11 protein-coding genes are annotated in these 16,636 nt (G+C 56.9%); 1 reads left to right on the top strand and 10 read right to left on the bottom strand.

The window, feature by feature from the left end; translation table 11 throughout:
- Positions 1–81 precede the first annotated feature (81 nt).
- From JN12_RS17575 to JN12_RS17620, 10 genes are all read right to left on the bottom strand, one after another.
- The gene (locus JN12_RS17575; protein ID WP_246125912.1) at positions 82–1,422 is read right to left on the bottom strand and encodes an acetyl-CoA hydrolase/transferase family protein; all 1,341 of its coding nucleotides are present in this window, start codon (positions 1,420–1,422) and stop codon (positions 82–84) included.
- 262 nt (positions 1,423–1,684) lie between these two features.
- Positions 1,685–3,772, bottom strand: coding sequence for an acetate--CoA ligase family protein (locus JN12_RS17580; RefSeq protein ID WP_145025181.1), 2,088 nt, complete (start codon positions 3,770–3,772; stop codon positions 1,685–1,687).
- 1 nt (position 3,773) lies between these two features.
- Positions 3,774–5,021 carry a 2-hydroxyacyl-CoA dehydratase subunit D gene (locus JN12_RS17585; protein ID WP_145025183.1) on the bottom strand — a complete coding sequence of 416 codons (1,248 nt, stop codon included), beginning with the start codon at positions 5,019–5,021 and terminating at the stop codon, positions 3,774–3,776.
- A 127-nt stretch (positions 5,022–5,148) separates the two neighbouring features.
- Entirely contained in the window at positions 5,149–5,985 is an 837-nt protein-coding gene (locus tag JN12_RS17590; protein WP_145025185.1) for an acyl-CoA dehydratase activase, read from the bottom strand.
- Positions 5,986–6,448: 463 nt separating this feature from the next.
- Positions 6,449–8,416 (bottom strand): sigma 54-interacting transcriptional regulator, encoded by a 1,968-nt coding sequence (locus JN12_RS17595; RefSeq protein ID WP_145025187.1) that lies wholly within the window; start codon positions 8,414–8,416, stop codon positions 6,449–6,451.
- A gap of 313 nt (positions 8,417–8,729) precedes the next feature.
- Complete coding sequence (locus tag JN12_RS17600; protein WP_145025189.1) at positions 8,730–9,041, bottom strand: sugar phosphate isomerase family; 312 nt, start codon at positions 9,039–9,041, stop codon at positions 8,730–8,732.
- Positions 9,042–9,067: 26 nt separating this feature from the next.
- Positions 9,068–10,867, bottom strand: a complete 1,800-nt coding sequence (locus JN12_RS17605) for an acyl-CoA dehydrogenase (RefSeq protein ID WP_145025191.1) — start codon at positions 10,865–10,867, stop codon at positions 9,068–9,070.
- A 35-nt stretch (positions 10,868–10,902) separates the two neighbouring features.
- The gene (locus tag JN12_RS17610) at positions 10,903–11,880 is read right to left on the bottom strand and encodes an FAD binding domain-containing protein (protein WP_145025193.1); all 978 of its coding nucleotides are present in this window, start codon (positions 11,878–11,880) and stop codon (positions 10,903–10,905) included.
- Positions 11,877–14,210 (bottom strand): xanthine dehydrogenase family protein molybdopterin-binding subunit, encoded by a 2,334-nt coding sequence (locus JN12_RS17615; RefSeq protein ID WP_145025195.1) that lies wholly within the window; start codon positions 14,208–14,210, stop codon positions 11,877–11,879. Before JN12_RS17615 ends, JN12_RS17610 begins: the two co-directional genes overlap by 4 nt.
- A 34-nt stretch (positions 14,211–14,244) precedes the next feature.
- On the bottom strand, positions 14,245–14,715 hold the full coding sequence (locus JN12_RS17620) for a (2Fe-2S)-binding protein (RefSeq protein ID WP_145025197.1): 471 nt from the start codon (positions 14,713–14,715) through the stop codon (positions 14,245–14,247).
- Positions 14,716–15,087: 372 nt separating this feature from the next.
- Between JN12_RS17620 and JN12_RS17625 the strand changes: the two genes are divergently transcribed.
- Positions 15,088–16,620 (top strand): sigma 54-interacting transcriptional regulator, encoded by a 1,533-nt coding sequence (locus tag JN12_RS17625; RefSeq protein WP_145025199.1) that lies wholly within the window; start codon positions 15,088–15,090, stop codon positions 16,618–16,620.
- Positions 16,621–16,636: the final 16 nt, after the last annotated feature.

Consider the following 16,636-nt stretch of genomic DNA (forward strand, 5'->3'; position numbering starts at 1 on the left):
AGATGACACTCCCCCTAGATATGGCTTTACGTTGCAGCCTTGGCCGCCGAAGCTTTCCTTCCCGCCGGAGAATAAGGGCGGTTACAGGTATTTCAGCTCCTTTCCCCGCTCCTTCAGTTCCGCCCGGAACTTCGGGTGCGCGATATTGATGAGCGCCTGGCAGCGCTGGCGAATCGTCTTCGCGTACAGGTCCGCAACGCCGTACTCGGTCACCACGTACCGGACGTGGTTGCGGCTGGTCACCACCCCGGATCCATGTTTCAGAAGGGGAACGATCCGGCTCACCACCGTTCCGTCTTTCATCTTGGTCGTGCTCGGCATGGTGATGACCGAGAGTCCCCCCTTGGACCGGGAGGCGCCGTAGACGAAGTCGAGCTGGCCCCCAACCGCGGAGTAGAGCTTGGGGCCGATGCTGTCGGCACAGATCTGCCCGGTGAAATCGACCTCGATCGCGGCGTTAATCGAGACCATCCGGTCGTTTTGCATGATCACGAACGGGTCGTTGATATGCTCAGTCCGGTGCATCTCGATCATCGGGTTGTTGTGGGCCCAGTCGTAGAGGCGCCTGGTCCCGAGTAGGAAGCCGCAGACGATCTTCCCCTTGTGGAGGGTCTTGTGAGAGCAGTTCACTACCCCCGCGTCGACCAGATCTATCACCCCGTCGGAGATCAGTTCCGAATGTATCCCCAGATCCTTCTTCTTGAAGAGATGCTTCAACACCGCGTCGGGAAGCGAGCCGATCCCCATCTGCATGGTGGCGCCGTCCGGGATCAGCTCCGCAATGTGCCGTGCCAGCTGCTCGACGACCTCCGGGTCCCCCTCCTCTCCCATGTGCCTTTCCGGGAGGACTCCGTCAGCCTCGATGATCTTTGTCATCCGTGAGACGTGGAGGAAGGTATCCCCAAGGGTCCGCGGCACCAGCGAGTTCACCTGGGCAATCACTTTCTTGGCCGACTCGGCGGCCGTAAGGGCGAGCCCCGCCTCCGTCCCCAGCGAGCAGAACCCCTTGTCGTCAGGGGGGGCTACGTTGATGATGGCCACGTCGAGCGGAAGATGGCCGTTTTTGAACAACAGGGGGAACTCCGAGAGAAGGACCGGGGTGAAATCGGCGCGCCCGTCGTGAATGGCCGGACGGACGTTGGGGCTGATAAACATGGAGTTGATCCGGAGGTGCCCGTCCATTTCGGGCGCAGCGTAGTCCGACGGGCAGATGGTTACCGCCTGGCAAATTTCGACGTTCTTGAGGTTCGGCGCGCGTTTCACCAGGGCCTCCAAAAGCTGCGCCGGTACCGAGGCGTTCCCGGTCAGGAAAAGGCGGTCGCCGGAGGTCACCTCCTTGACGGCGTCGTCGGCGGTAGTCACTCGTGAAGCGTATATCTCCCGCCAGTCTTTGGTTTTTTTGAGCGTCAGTGTAGCGGTCACTTTTTTCTCCTTTCTCATTCGATGAAGAGTCGTTCGATGGAACCCCTTGCCCCCCTTCCACCACTCCTTGCGGGAGGAGGACAGGAGAGGCGCCACAGCGGCAGATGGCCGCTGAACTCAGACCACAGCTTCTCCCCGCATCCCAGCAACGGAGACGGACTAATCGAGGTCTTTTACTCTGGGATCAGAGTCTGCAGCGGTGTCAGGATCTTCCTTGCTCGCTTGCCCCCTACTTCGCAAAGGGGAATATCTTTGCCTCTCCTTAGATCCTGATTCTCCCGTCGACTGCATAGACTGAGTCGGAGAAGGCGAGGATCGGGTTCAGGTCAATCTCCTTGATCATAGGGAGGTCGGTGAGGAGCATGGAGACGCGCTGGATCAGCTTCAGAACCCTTTCCTTGTCGATCCCCTTGTCACCCCGCACCCCATCAAGCAGGGCCGCGGCCTTGATCCCGGCCAGCATCTCCTGGGCTTCCACCCGGGTCACGGGGGCGATTTTGAACACTACGTCTTTCAGGACCTCGACGTAGATCCCTCCCAGCCCGAACATCACCAGATGCCCCAGTTTCCGCTCTGCGGTGGCACCGACGATCAGCTCGCGCCCCCCGGGAAGGAATTTCTGCACGAAGAACTTGAGGCCACCGTAGCAGCCGAGCCGCAGCTGCATATCCTCCACCGCGGCACGGACGGCGGTAGCGTCCTTCAGATTCACAGCCACCCCGCCCATATCGCTCTTGTGGTCGATCTCCTCGCAGTCCACCTTCACCACCACCGGGAAACCGATCAATTCGGCGGCAACGACCGCCTCGACCGCAGTCTCCACAATTCTCCATTCGGCGACCGGGACGCTGTAGGCCCCGAAGATGCCGTAAACCTCGGCGGCAGTGAGAACGCTGCGTCCCTCTCGCTGCGCACCGTCCACGATCTGCTTGGCTTTGGCAGGATTCACGTCGCTGAAGCTTTCGGGAACCCCGATATCCCTTCTCTTAAGCCTGCCGTACCTTGCCAGCGACCCGAGCGCCCTTGCGGCGGCGCTCGGGTTGGTGTAGCAGGGGACTCCCCCCTCTCGGAGAATCTGGTTGGTGACCTGGAAATTTTCCAGCACCAGGTTGGTCATGAAGTTGCAGACGATCGGCTTCTTCCCCTGACGGCTCACCTCGACGATCTCCTGCGCTATGGCATGGGTATCGGCAAAGGGGGCGGTTACGAAGTTCATGAAGACGCTATCTATACCCTCCTCCGCCATCAGCACGTCAAGGGCGGCCCGGAAGTGCTTGCTGCTCGCGGTTGCCACCACGTCTATCGGATTTTCCAGCGCCGCCTCAGGGAGCAGAGCCTCCTTCAGCTTAGCGATGGAGGCATCAGACAGGCGCGGGACGTTCAGCCCGCACGTCACCAGCACGTCAGTGGCGATGACCGCAGGGCCGCCGGTATTGGTGATCACCCCCACACGGTTCCCGGCGGGGATCGGCTGGGTCTCGAAGGCCATGGCGGCGCGCACCATTTCCTCCTCGTCCGAGAAGGAGAGTATCCCGGTTTTCTCGAAGATGAGCTCGGTGGCGATGTCGACTCCGGCAAAGGAGCCGGTGTGGGAGGAGGCTGCCTTGGCCCCCTGCTCGGTACGCCCCGCTTTCATGGCAAGGATCGGCTTTCGGGGCGCCACCTGTTTGGCCGCCTCAAGGAATGCCCTCGGGTTGGCAAACCCTTCGGTATAGAGGAGAATGGCCTTGGTCCCCGGGTCAGAGCCGTAATAGCTCACCACCTCCGAGATGGAGACGTCGCAAGCATTGCCATTGGAGGCGTAGAGGCGCATGCCGATCCCAAGGTCGAAAAGGGCCTGCATAATGATGGAGCCGACCCCGCCGCTCAAGGCCACTACAGAGATGCCGCCCGGCTTGGGATAGGTGTAGGTGAAGTTGCAGTAGGCCTTGAAGGTTGGATCGGAGTTGATGATCCCCTGGCAGTTGGGGCCGAAGAGTCGAACCCCGTACTCCTTGGCGTTTCCCAGGAACTCCCTCTGGAGTCGGTCCCCTTCCTCCCCCAGTTCAGAAAAGCCGGCCGAGTTGATGATCACCGCCTTGACCCCCTTGGCGCCGCAATCGACAATGGCCTGGGGGACCTGCGTGCTCGGGATGATCACATGGGCCAGATCGATCGGCCCCGGGACCTCCTCCAGCGATCGGTAGGCCTTGAGCCCGCGCACCTCTGGCGCAGTCGGGTTGATGGGATAGATCTTTCCCGTGTAGCCGTAATGTTGCAGGTTTTTTATGATGACGTTGCCGATGGAAAGCTCTTTGGTGGAGGCGCCAATGATGGCGATCGCTTTCGGCTTAAAGAGTGGATCCAGCATGTTATTTCCCCTCCTCAAGCTGCTCTATGAAGGCCTCGATGTTGGTCTTGGTCTGTTCGTCCGAGATGCAGCGCATGTCAGTGACATCGCCGGAGATCACCAGGGCGGGTATCCCGGTTTTCATCTCCAGTCGCTGGGGGAGGCCGTAGTGTGTGTTCGCGTTGTGGGGACAGGTCTTGGAGTCGTGGAAGATGATCCCGTCGACCCGGAACTTTTCCAGCATTTCCTGGAGGTGCTTTTCCTTGTAAACGTCGGCGCGGACGATGAAGAGTTCGAGGTAAGCCTTGGCCATGCTCCGGATCGGATCGTCTGGGTCGAGCGCCGGGAAAATCCAACTGCTGCCGTAGGAGGATGCAACGATGTTCGCCTTAAAGCCGGCAAAGATCTCCGAGTGCTGGCGTAGACGGCCCCAGACCGGCAGCCCTTCCCAGAAAAGCCGCAGCCTCTCCCCATCTACCGCAGCGATTCCGGAGCCAATCCGCTCCTTCATCTCGGAAAGGAGCAGCCGGTAATAGGCCACTGCCTCCCGGGTCCCGCGCAGGACCACGGCCGGCCCCATGTGAATGGCGCTGTCGAAGAAGGTGAGCGGCGCCGGCGAGGCGGTCGCCGTCTCCAGTACCTCCTTCCAGATGTCGGTGCACTGCCTGGAGAGGGAGACCACCTCCCTGAGCCGGGCCAAGTCCAGCTTCTGCTCGGAGATCGAGACAAGGGTGGGGATCAGCGCCTCTATCTGGCGGGTGACATCGTCGATATGGGCGGCGGTCACGTCGCTTATGCATTTGGGGGAGGAAACGCCGATGCATGGGACGCCGAGCGTTCTGGAGTACCAGGCGAACCAGTCCTGAACGTCTCTGCATTGGTTCGTGTTGTAGACCAGGACGTCCGGTTTGGGTACGCTCTTGATGCCGGGGTAGGCCTTGGAAAGCGGTGTGATCCCCTTGAGATAGGCACCGATGTCTGAGGTCAGGTAGGAGCAGATATCCGGGGAGTAGCCGATGGCGGTCGCTGTTGGTATCACCTCGTTGGAAGTCCGCGTGGCGCCGAGCATGGCCGCGTGGTTTTCAGGGAAGTACACCACGAATCCCATCGCCCTCAGCAACTCCACGGGTCCGACGCTCGTACACCAGGCGACCTTCTGACTTCCAGTTGTGGCCGCCTGGTTCAGGCCGTAAAAGTAATCGGCCATGATCTTGTTCATCTGGTCGGTGGTCTGAATCTTCTTTCTGACCGTTTTTTTGTCATCCATCATTGTTTCCCCCTGTGTAAGCGCGCCCCGTAACCTGGGCACGCCATGAAGTGATACGAATTTCTTGAATTGAAACCGTTCTCTTGCTTGCGGATAATGACTCGACAATTGATGTTCAAAAGGCACAATTTCATTGCAATGCCCAGATAAGTTTCGCGCCTCCCCACCCAGGTTCAGTCGGAGGATCTCCTTCTCCCTCAACGGCATACAGTGCCGCGCCGACCGCGCCGGCCAGCTGCGGGAAATCAGGAACTAGCACCGGCCGCTCAATCATTTCCTGGGCCATCTCGACCAGATAAGGGTTGTGCTCCACCACCCCTCCGGTCATTGTCACCTGCTCGGTTAGAGCGTCCATCTCCAGCACGCGTCGGATCACCGAATAAAAGATCCCCTTGACGATGTCGCTCACCTTCTTGCCGTGCCGGATGCTTTCCAGAACTTCCGTGGCGGAGAAAACCGTACAGAAACTCCCGAGCTTGATCATCTCCCGTGATTGTTGGGCTAAGGCGTTCATCTCTTCCAACTGCAGATCGAGACGCCCTGCCATCTCCTCGAGGAAGGCGCCGGTTCCGGCCGCGCACTTGCGGTTCATTTTGAAACTACCGCGTCGGCCAGCAGCATCAAGGTTAATGACCTTGTTGTCCTGGCCACCGATGTCGATGATGGTGATCGCTTGGGGAAAATAGTGGTAACACCCTTTGGCTAGGCAGCCGATTTCTGTCTTGCTCCTATCGGTGATAAATGAGACGTTGGTCCGACCGTAACCGGTAGAAACGGCGCCGGCGATCTCCTTCCGGGTTCCTCCGGCCATATCGAGTGCAACATCCAAGCAGGCCTTGGCGGTTGCGGCGAAATCGGTTCCCGACTTCTTAACCGCGTAACCGACCAGTTGCCGATCGGCATTGAGGAGCGCAACCTTTGTCCGAGATGATCCCATGTCGAGACCAACGAAAAACCGCTTTGACATGCTCCAACTCCTTTTCCAATAGCGTTCTCGCCTTATCCGTTATTGCTTTAGAAATCTAGATATTATAAAAACGATGTATTGCATTTGTTGTGCCTTTAGATAATTAAATTAATTATACTATGTAACATATTGATTTTTAAAATATATTAAATAAAATACTATTTCTTGATTGGCGTGATAGAAAGATAGCCGACCATATTTGGTCGATAGCTATGATAACAGCAGCAAGCAAAGCGTTGCAGTCAGTTGCTAATGAGCTGAATCATATTGGGATTAATGAAAAAGGAAGCCACCGGTAGGGAAGAAACCATATTTGGTTGGGCCGTCCATATATGGTCTGTTGATGAGACTGATCCTTTGAAGAGGCTTCTATATTCTCGGCTGTTGAATTATCATTTGGACGGGGGGGATACGTGTTTGTGTCTAGGAGGCAGGAGCTTTATGTTTCCTGGCACGTTATCTCTTAAGATTGAGCGTTGCTCCTCCTGATTCCTAACTTTTTGATTCTCGCGTGAAGTGTCGTCGGTTTCATCCCGAGGATTTCAGCTGCTCCGTTTTTTCCACGAATGCGCCACCCTGTTTTATCCAGCACTGAGGTGATATGGCTTCGTTCCAGGCTTTCGATGGTCATGGGGGGGGCGGCAGTTGTGCCGGAACCGTCCGGCACGTCAACAACGAGCGTCGTACCTTTGCTAAGGATCATGGCCCTTTCAACCAGATTCCGTAGCTCCCTGATATTGCCGGGCCAAAGGTAGCGCTCCATGGCAGCCATGTTTTTTTTGGGGATACGCTCTATCGCCTTACCGAAGGTCTGACTGAACTCCTCGATCATTGCCCAGACAAGAAACGGGATATCCTCCCGACGCTCGCGCAAAGGAGGGACTGAAATCGGAAAGACATTCAGACGATAATACAGGTCTTCGCGGAACCTCCCTTCCCTGACGGCCTGAGCAAGGTCTCGATTGGTCGCCGCAATGATCCGCACATCTACATCAACCGGCTTCGGACTCCCCAACCGTTCAAACTGCCCTTCCTGAAGCACGCGAAGCAGCTTCGATTGCTGCTCCAGAGGTAACTCACCAATTTCATCCAAAAAAATGGTTGAGCAGTTGGCAGCCTCAAAACGGCCGATTTGACTCGACACCGCCCCCGTGTAGGCTCCCTTTTCGTATCCGAAAAGCTCAGCCTCGGTAAGCGCTGCCGGTAATGCTGCGCAATTCACCTTGATCATGGCGCGGGCCTTGCGGTTGCTTTGGTTATGAATGGCTCTTGCTATTAGCTCCTTCCCCGTTCCCGTCTCACCCAAAATAAGCACAGTGGCATCGGTCTTGGCGACCTGTCCCAACTGTAACAAAACGTTTTGAATACCCTCGGACTTCCCGATGATCTCATCATGCTTATATTCGATGCTGATCTGATCGCGCAGATAGAGGTTTTCCGCCTCCAGGCGGTCTTTTAACCGCTGGATTTCAGCCAGTGCATTCTGAATCTTCTCGTCGGCCCGTTTCCGTTCCAAGGCATTGGCGAAAATTTCCCACAAGAGGCGCAGTCTTTGGATCAGTTCTTCGGGCCATTCTCTTTTGGCCCGGTAAGAAACGAAGACGATGGTGCCCACGACTGTTCCGCCTGAACTGGTCGGAATGAACAAAATCGATTTGATTCCGCCTTGGTCCTTACAGAATTTTTTCTCGCGCCAATATATGTCAGGCAATTCGTCGACATCGGAAACCCTGAAAATCTCTCCTTTGCGGAGCAAATTAATCCAAACGGGGATCAAACCGTCAATATCGAGAGGCGGCCGTTTGATTGTCGGTAAAGCAAAGGAATGCGTGAGTAGCATCCGTCCGGGTAGCACCTCCCAAATGCTGCTCCTATCAAATCCCAAGAACTCGACGACCTTTTGCAGGCCTCGCTCTATCTTGATGTCCACGTCGCTAATGGGCACGTTGATGAATGTAGTCGATACATCCAGGAGCAGAGCTTCGATCTTCAGGCGTTCTGTCTGCTCCGCCTCATTTACCTTCTGTTCTGTTACATCATGGACAATGAGACAGTAACCAATCATCGTTCCGTCTTCTGTTTTGAGACAATGACAGCTGATCAGCCAGGACACGGCTTTCGACGGCCGTCCCGGAAATGTGTTGTGCACAAAAACCTTGCACTCCACAAAGGGCCGGTCATCAATGGTCTTCCGCGAAAGCAGGGGCTCGATGGCCGATGCAACCTGCAGATCAAGTTCCTTAACCGTTTTGCCAATATGTTGTTCTGCCGGAATGCCGTCAATCGATGCCATTCGATCGTTAACATGGATATAGCGTAAATCCGGATCGAGTATCGAGACCCCAAACTGGACCTGCTCACCCAAATGCTCGGGTCTGATTGATTTTGCTGTAATTAAATCAGCATCGCTTGCTGTTTTTCTAAGCGCCATGTCCTATCAATACCTTTCAGGTAAAGTAGTAGATTGTAATTTTATAATGAATTAAGATGTGTTGGGTATAGACATTCTATTAAAATAACGAGTCAGGATTGAGGTGAAAAATCACGATTTAAGCATAATGCAACTCATCGCAATTATCAAAGAAGTTGAGACCGGGCACGCTGGTAAATGTCGTTATGCCGGCCGAGGTAGCAGGATTGTTTGATGCAGACAACGATAAGCATACGTACACCTCGCTTTGTCCTTTTTCTGCCGCTTCCTGTTTATCACTACAAAAAAACAGGGCCAGCCCGTCGGCCGGCCCTCACACAACAATGAAAGGAGTATCACAGCAGCACAATCGGCTAATCTTGATGTCTTCTCGTTGCCCAAGGATCACGCCGATGGACGCACCGGTGTACACATTGAAGCGCATCTTCCCGGCAAGCCCCTTGCTTTCCACGTGATCGGCCAGCACTGCCGGCACCAGTTTGGGGTGCCCCTCGGAAAACCCCGAGAACCCGAGATACATGCCGTTCTCGAAAAGCGCCACCGTATCCTCGGCCGTCATGACCTTGGACCGGAGTTTTTCATGCCTGATCCGTTCCAGCAGTTGAGTCGATTGTTCTGCCGCCATGGTGAACTGCCTCCGTTCTTGTCTGGTCAGAACCAGCTGTCCTGCATTGCGTAGCAGGTCGGTTCGAGGCTGCCGAGTATCTTTGCCTGATGGTGCACCTTGGGTAACTCCCAGTTGAAGAAGAACGAGCAGGCTTGAAGCTTGCCGCGATAAAAATCGCGGTTGGCCCCACTGGCGGTTTCGCACTGCCGGGCAGCTGCCTGTGCCTGGCGCAGCCAGATCCAGGCGATGACAACGTGTCCCAGCATCTCCAGATAGAGCGAGGCATTGGCCAGGAAAAGGTCGGCCCCGGCCAGTTCCCTTGCCTCCAACAACCTCTCCGTGGTCCCCTGCATCTGCTGCACTGCCTGATCCAGTTCCCGGGACCACGTTCTCAACAACGCATCACCAGCCGCCTCGCCAATGGTTGAGCGGATCTCTTCCATCAGCAGCTTGAAGGCTGCGCCGTTTTCCATGGAGACCTTGCGGCCCAGAAGATCGATACTCTGAATGCCGTTGGTCCCTTCATGTATCTGACTGAGGCGGTTATCGCGAAACAGCTGCTCCACCGGATACTTGCGTGTGTATCCGTACCCGCCGAGGATCTGAACGGCCTGACTATTCGCCTCGAAGCAGAACTTGGAAGGCCAGGCCTTGACGATCGGGGTGAGGATGTCGAGCAGAAGTCCCGCCTTGCGGGTCTCTTGATCTCCCCCTACCTTTTGCCGGTCCACGAGAAGCGAGGCATAGAGTATCAGCGCGAGGGAGCCCTCGACGTAGGCCTTCTGCATGAGCAGCATGCGGCGGATATCGGCATGCTCGATGATCATGACCTGCCTGGAGAGCGGGTCCTTGTCGGAGGGGAGACGCCCCTGGGGACGATTGCGGGCATAGTCCAGGGAATAGAGATACCCGGCGTAACCGATGCAGGTGGCAAACTGACCGATATTGATGCGGGCCTCGTTCATCATGTGAAACATGTAGGAGAGCCCCTGGTTCGGTTCGCCGATCAGATAGCCGAAACATCGGCCGTTTTCGCCGAAATTGAGCATTGTCGAGGTCGTCCCCCGCCACCCCATCTTGTGAATGAGTCCCGACAGCGCCACGTCGTTGTCTTCGCCCACGCTGCCGTCCTGATTGACCCGATAGCGCGGCACGATAAAGAGCGAGATCCCTTTCACCCCGGCCGGGGCACCCTTGATGCGTGCCAGCACCAGGTGAACGATGTTCTCTGCCATCTCATGTTCGCCGCCGGAGATGAAGATCTTATTCCCTCTGATCAGGTAGTGCCCCTGCGGCGTCGGTTCGGCAGTGGTGATCAGATCGGAAATCGATGAGCCGGCCTGCGGTTCGGTCATGGCCATGGTCCCGAAGAAGCGGCCGGTCATCATCGGAGCCAGATAGAGCCTCTGCTGTTCTGCCGATGCGTGGACCGCCAGCAGGTGGCTGTTGGCCATGGTCAGCTGGGCATAGCTGGCAGTGGCGATATTGGCGGCACTGAAAAAAGAGAGGACCGCGTTGTTGAGCACCGTGGGGAGCTGTATCCCCCCGAGTTCTGCACTGTGGGAAGCGCTGAAAAAACCGGCCTCGGCAAACGCCTGCAGCGCCTCCTTCACCTCGGGGATGAGCCGCACCCGCCCATCCACCACCACCGGTTCATTCCTGTCCCCCTCGGCATTGTGCGGTTGGAACTTCTCCCTGGCTATCTGCTCGGCCACGTCAAGAATAGCCTTGAAAGTCTCCCTGCTGTGCTCTTCGTAGCAGGGATGCGCGGTCAACTGTTCGACATCGAGCAGTTCGTGGAGGAGGAAGTCAATGTCGCGACGACTGATGAACGGTATTGACATGCGTTCGTACTCCTTTGGTTGTTAGCTGGCCAATCTCATGCCCCGGCCAGCTTTTCCAGAGCGTCCCTGACCAGCACGCCGACCAGTTCTTTGCGGTAGCTGGGGGATACCTCCATATGCGAGACCGGTTTCACCTGTTTTCGTGCGATTTCAGCCATGCGGTCGATCATTTCGTGCGTCAATCCAGTTTCTGCCGGGAAATCTGCCGGGGGGACGACCAACGCTGGGGAGGAGCCCACGCCCGTGACGGCGATGCGCAACCGCGAGGCAGCAGTCTCCTTGGTGATGACCGCGGCAACGCCGACGATGGGAAAGTCCAGGGCACCGCGCTTTCGGTACTTGAGGTAGGTGCCGCATTGTCCCACTCCCGGCCCGGGGAGGATGACCTCGGCCAGCAGTTCGCCGAGCTGCAGATCAGTGTGGCGCATGCCGTTGTCGACAAAGAACTCCTCAATCGGTACGGTGCGCTCCCCGCCAAGGCTCACCAGCCGTACCTTAGCGTCCAGGGCCAGGAGCGCGGCAGCGGTATCGCCACAGTAAAGCGCGTAGCAGCGCGTGCTGCCTTTGGCCATGTAACAGACGTCGCCGCCGTTTTTGAAACAGTTCGGTCGAGCCTGCCTCCATGAGCTCCTCTGCTGGAAGTACCAGCAGCGCGGTTCCAGGCAGATGTTGCCGCCGATGGTCCCCATGTTCTGGAGTTGGGCGGCCCCGACCGCGAGGGCCGCTTCCGCGAGTATCGGGTAACGTTCCTGCACCAGGTCGGAGCACCGCACTTGGGTGAGGGTGGCGAGGGCTCCCACGTGCAGGTTTTCGCCGACCGAACTGATACTGCTGAGGCCTTCCACTTTCTTCAGGTTGATAAGGCACTCCGGCGTTGCCACACCGTACTTCATGCGGACCACGAGGTCGGTGCCGCCGGCAATCACTGCCGCCTTACCCGCAAAGTCTTTCAGGAGCTGGCAGGCTTCAGAGAGCATCCTCGGCTCGAAGTGCTCGAATTTTTTCAATCTCATGGCTGTCCCTCCGCAGTTGCCTTGGCCTGCGCCTTCTTGTCCCCCAGGGCCTTGAGCACCTTCTCGGGAGTGACGGGGAGATCGGTAATCCAGACCCCGATAGCGTTGTGGATAGCGTTGACGATCGCCGGAATGGTGGAGACCTGGGTTCCTTCCCCTGATTCCTTGGCGCCGAATGCCCCCACCGGATCGATGGTCTCGATCGACAGCGAGACCATCTCCTCGGGCAGATCATAGACGGTGGGGAGACCGTAGGCCGTCAGGTTAGGGGTCAGATTCTGCCCATTTTCCTCGACACAATGTTCGTAAATAGTATGGCCGACCCCACCGGCAATGGAACCTTCGTGCTGGCCCTCAACGGCAAGAGGATTCAGGGCGAAGCCGAGATCGTGCGCCACCACCATGCGCGGTACCGTCACCTTGCCCGTCCGGGTATCCACCTCGACCCAGGCGGCCTGTGTGCCGAAGCTGTAGGCACCGCCCGCGTCTCCCTCTCCTGTTTCGAAGTTAAGGGGGGGAATGCTCTGTCCCCAACTCCCCTGGCCGATGACCGTGGTTCCCGAGCCCCACGCCACGGTCTGGCGGGCAAGATCCCGAAAGCGTAGCAACCTCTCCGGAGCTTCCCTGACGAATACCTTGCGGTCGCGAAATTCGATGGTGTCCGGGTCTGCCTTAAGCAGTTCAGCAGCAACCTTGAGCAATTGCTGTTTGGCGTCCTTGGCTGCTATCAATACGGCATTACCGGCAGTGGAACTCACCCTGCTGCCGAAGCTGCCCGGATCAACCGGCGTGACACTGCTGTCGGTTTGGGGAACAAAGACATCCTCCAGGCGCGTCCCCAGAACTTCGGCCACGATCATGGCAAGCACGGTTTCGGAACCTTGGCCGGAATCGGTTGATCCCGTCAGTAGCGATACCGTTCCATCCTCATGGACCTTGATCACTGCCGTGCAGCAGTTGTGGCCGGTCAGGCGCGCACCGGATTCAAACGAATTGCAGGCAATCCCCACCCCCGTCGCGATGCGGCCGAGCGGCTCGTGCTTTTTCTCCCGCCAGGGGCGGTAATGCGTCTCCCACTCTGCTGCCTTGACCGCGTCGGTTATGGTCTCTTGCAGACCGCAGCTCTTGACATGCATGCCGCTTGTCGTCTTGTAGCCGGTATAGGCTCCGTTTTTCTCCCGAATCTCAACCGGGTCCAGACCGAGATCTTCAGCGATCATGTCAAGCTGAACATCTGCGGCAAAACGTATCTGCTGGATGCCGTTGCCCCGTTGTGCCACTGAGATGGGTCGGTTCGTGTATGCGCGGATACCGTCGAATCGAACGTTGGGGACCACATAGGGGAGGTTCAGAAAATAGAATGCATTGGCTATCGTACTGGGTCCCACCCCCGTTCCCGCGCCGCCATCGGCGATGATGCGGCAGTCGTGAGCGAGCAGCGTACCGTCCTTTTTGACCCCCGTTTTCAGCCAGACGATCATCGGGTGCCTGCGACGGTGCGAGGAGAGAACTTCTTCCATAGTGAGCACGATCTTTACCGGGCGACCCGACTTCTTGGAGAGCATCACCGCGCAGAAGTCGACCGGGTACCCGCCGTTTTTCCCGCCAAACCCGCCACCGATGTACGGCTGGATGAGCCGGACGTTGCTCAGCGGCACATTGAAACAGTTGGACAGGTTGCGATACAGGAAGTAGGGGCTCTGCTTGGAGGCCCAGATGGTGATCCGGTTGGGCGCCTCCCAGAGAGCGAGAGCGGCATTCGGTTCCAGAAAGCCGTGTAAGACGGATTGGCTATAGAAGCGGTCTTCCCGGATATAATCCGCCTGCCGGAAAGCCTCGTCCACATCACCGAAGCTGGTTTTCATATGGACACTGATATTGCCCGGCTTGTCATCGTGGATGAGGGGGGCTCCTTCCCGCAGGGTCTCCTCCGGGTCCGTCACAGCCGGCAAGACCTCGTAATCCACCTGGATCAGTTCCAGCGCCTCCAGGGCGGTTTCTTCGTCTATGGCCGCCACTGCTGCCACCTCTTCACCCAGGTAGCGAACCTTGCCCCTGGCAAGAGGATATTCATCCCGCGTGTCGGGCTTCAATCCATAACGGTAATCGCCGAAATCCTCTCCCACGATAACCGCACGAACCCCCGGATGCTTTTCCGCCCGTGTGGTATCTATCCGCAGTATCCTCGCGTGGGCATGGGGACTGCGCAATATTTTGCCGTGAAGCATCCCCGGCAGCGACAGGTCATCGGTAAAGCGAGCGGTCCCCGCAGCTTTGACCGGTCCGTCCACTCGTGGCAACCGCTTGCCTAACACAGCATAATCAGACATACCTTCTCCTATAGTATGGAAATTGGTGTTGTTTTCAGGACAGCTTTGTTGCGGCGTCCTCAATTGCTTCCACTATCTTGGCGTATCCGGTACAGCGGCAGAGATTTCCGGCTATGGCCCGGCGTACCTCTTCCCGTTCCGGTTGCGGGTTCTCGTCAAGCAGCGCCTTGGCCGACAGAACCATCCCGGGCGTACAGAACCCGCACTGAACGGCGCCGCAATCGACAAAGCTCTGCTGGAGGGGGTCGGGGCGGTCGCCGTCACCCAGCGCCTCGATGGTCAGGATCTCCTTTTCCTGGACCTCCACTGCCAGGGTCAGGCAGGACAGAACCGCCTTGCCATCGATGATGACCGTGCATGCACCGCAATCCCCAACGCGACAGGCTCTTTTGGTTCCGGTATACCCCAACTGCTCCCTGAGCACCTCCAGAAGCGTCCGGTGCGGAGGCACTGCCACCGTGTGAAGCGTACCGTTTACTTTCAGGTGAATCAGTTGATCTAACATCAAGCTCTCCTTTCGCAGCAAAGAGCCGCGGTTGCTGTGTTATCTCCAGGTCAAACAATGTTCGGTGTATTTGTATCCGACTAACGATGCCAACTAATCCGCAATGTATGCAGTTCCTTTGCAAGTAAGAGAAGACTCCATCACACTCAGGATTACCTTTTGAGCCTTAATCCTCACCAATACAGCGAACGCTGTTTTACGCCACTGGCCTCATTAATGCTCTTTCTGTGCCAATATAAAAGTGTTGTTAAATAAGCTGGTTACGTAGATGGGCTTGTTTGGTTACCAAATACCTCAGTATGCTGTTGATGTATTTGATAAATAGGTATACAAGTTGACAAATATGATAATTGCCCGAAGGAGAGGACCGCCATGATCGTAAATCGTGATGAGTTTTTTCGGGAAGTAACACGCAGAATATGCAGCAGCCTCAACCTGGAGACCGCTCTCAGAAATGCGTTTGTCTACCTGCGGGACTTTTTTCCCATGGATGACATCTATCTCGACATACTGGACCAGAACCTGGGAGCAATACGAAGGATAGCTCACGTCGTTACGGTTGAGGAGACGGCCCATGAAGAGATAGTCCCGGTACCCGAAGGGCTTTGGGAATGGCTCCGGAAAAAGCGCAAGCCATTTATCGTCCTGCCCAGCGATCGGAAGAACTACATTCGCGCTATCGATCCGATGCTCAAGTTTTCGGGCAATTCCGACCTCGTGCTACCGCTTCAGATCGAAGGAGAGGTGATCGGGTTATTGGTCCTGCGGGCGCGGGGGGACGGGAGATATTCATCCGAACATATCGATCTTTTGGCGACCGTCTCGGAACCGTTTGCCATCGCCCTGGCAAACGCCCTGGCGCATCAATCCGTGGTGAAGTACCGGGACACCCTCATCGACGACAACCGCTATCTTAAAAAGGAACTGCTGGCACAGGCAGGAGACGAGATCGTTGGCGGGAATTCAGGGATGCGGAATGTGATGGAGATGGTTCGGCAGATAGCGTCGTTGAACAACACCGTGCTGCTCATGGGAGAGACCGGAACGGGCAAGGAGTTGATCGCCAATGCGATTCATTTTGCCTCGCCGCGTAAGGATGGTCCTTTCATCAAGGTCAATTGCGGCGCCATTCCGATAGAACTGATTGACTCTGAACTTTTCGGTCACGAAAGAGGGGCGTTCACCGGCGCGACTGCTGAAAAACGTGGTCGTTTCGAACGGGCCGATGGTGGGACCATCTTCCTTGACGAAATCGGGGAACTCCCTCCTCAGGCCCAGGTACGGCTTCTGCGCGTTCTCCAGAACCGTGAAGTCGAACGGGTAGGGGGGAATAAACCGATCTCCGTAGATATCCGGGTGATTGCCGCAACGCACCGCAACCTGGAAGGGATGGTTTCGGAAAACCGGTTCAGGGAAGACCTCTGGTTCCGGTTGAACGTCTTTCCCATAATCCTGCCCCCCCTGCGGCAGAGGAAAGAAGATATTCCCCCGCTTGTTAGACACTTTATCGCCCATAAAAGCCGGGAGATGGGGATAGCCGTTCCGCCCGGCATCGCACCCGGTGCGTTGGATCGGCTCATGAACTATAGTTGGCCGGGAAACGTCCGTGAAATGGAAAACCTGGTGGAAAGGGAGATCATACGGAACCGGGGGGGGCAACTGATGTTCGATACGTTGCATGCCGAGGCTGTAGGAAAGGCCGGACCGGGGCAGGGCGCTGGGGCATTTGAACTCCCCCTTGCGCTAGACGAAGCTATGGCCTCTCACATCAGCAGGGTACTGAAAATTGCCAATGGCAGGATTAACGGCCCCGGTGGCGCGGCGGAACTCCTCAAGATCAACGCCAACACACTGCGGGGTCGCATGAGAAAGCTCGGGATAAGCTACGGACGTGGCAAAAGATAAGCGAAAACGAACATTC

This window comes from Geobacter argillaceus (assembly GCF_007830735.1).
GTDB classification, from domain to species: Bacteria; Desulfobacterota; Desulfuromonadia; order Geobacterales; family DSM-12255; genus Geomobilibacter; species Geomobilibacter argillaceus.

Bases quoted from the DNA above. Each gene is read 5' to 3' on its own strand.
- JN12_RS17580 (WP_145025181.1), bottom strand. From the start codon at position 3,772: ATGCTGGATCCACTCTTTAAGCCGAAAGCGATCGCCATCATTGGCGCC.
- JN12_RS17585 (WP_145025183.1), bottom strand. From the start codon at position 5,021: ATGATGGATGACAAAAAAACGGTCAGAAAGAAGATTCAGACCACCGAC.
- JN12_RS17590 (WP_145025185.1), bottom strand. From the start codon at position 5,985: ATGTCAAAGCGGTTTTTCGTTGGTCTCGACATGGGATCATCTCGGACA.
- JN12_RS17595 (WP_145025187.1), bottom strand. From the start codon at position 8,416: ATGGCGCTTAGAAAAACAGCAAGCGATGCTGATTTAATTACAGCAAAA.
- JN12_RS17600 (WP_145025189.1), bottom strand. From the start codon at position 9,041: ATGGCGGCAGAACAATCGACTCAACTGCTGGAACGGATCAGGCATGAA.
- JN12_RS17605 (WP_145025191.1), bottom strand. From the start codon at position 10,867: ATGTCAATACCGTTCATCAGTCGTCGCGACATTGACTTCCTCCTCCAC.
- JN12_RS17610 (WP_145025193.1), bottom strand. From the start codon at position 11,880: ATGAGATTGAAAAAATTCGAGCACTTCGAGCCGAGGATGCTCTCTGAA.
- JN12_RS17615 (WP_145025195.1), bottom strand. From the start codon at position 14,210: ATGTCTGATTATGCTGTGTTAGGCAAGCGGTTGCCACGAGTGGACGGA.
- JN12_RS17620 (WP_145025197.1), bottom strand. From the start codon at position 14,715: ATGTTAGATCAACTGATTCACCTGAAAGTAAACGGTACGCTTCACACG.
- JN12_RS17625 (WP_145025199.1), top strand. From the start codon at position 15,088: ATGATCGTAAATCGTGATGAGTTTTTTCGGGAAGTAACACGCAGAATA.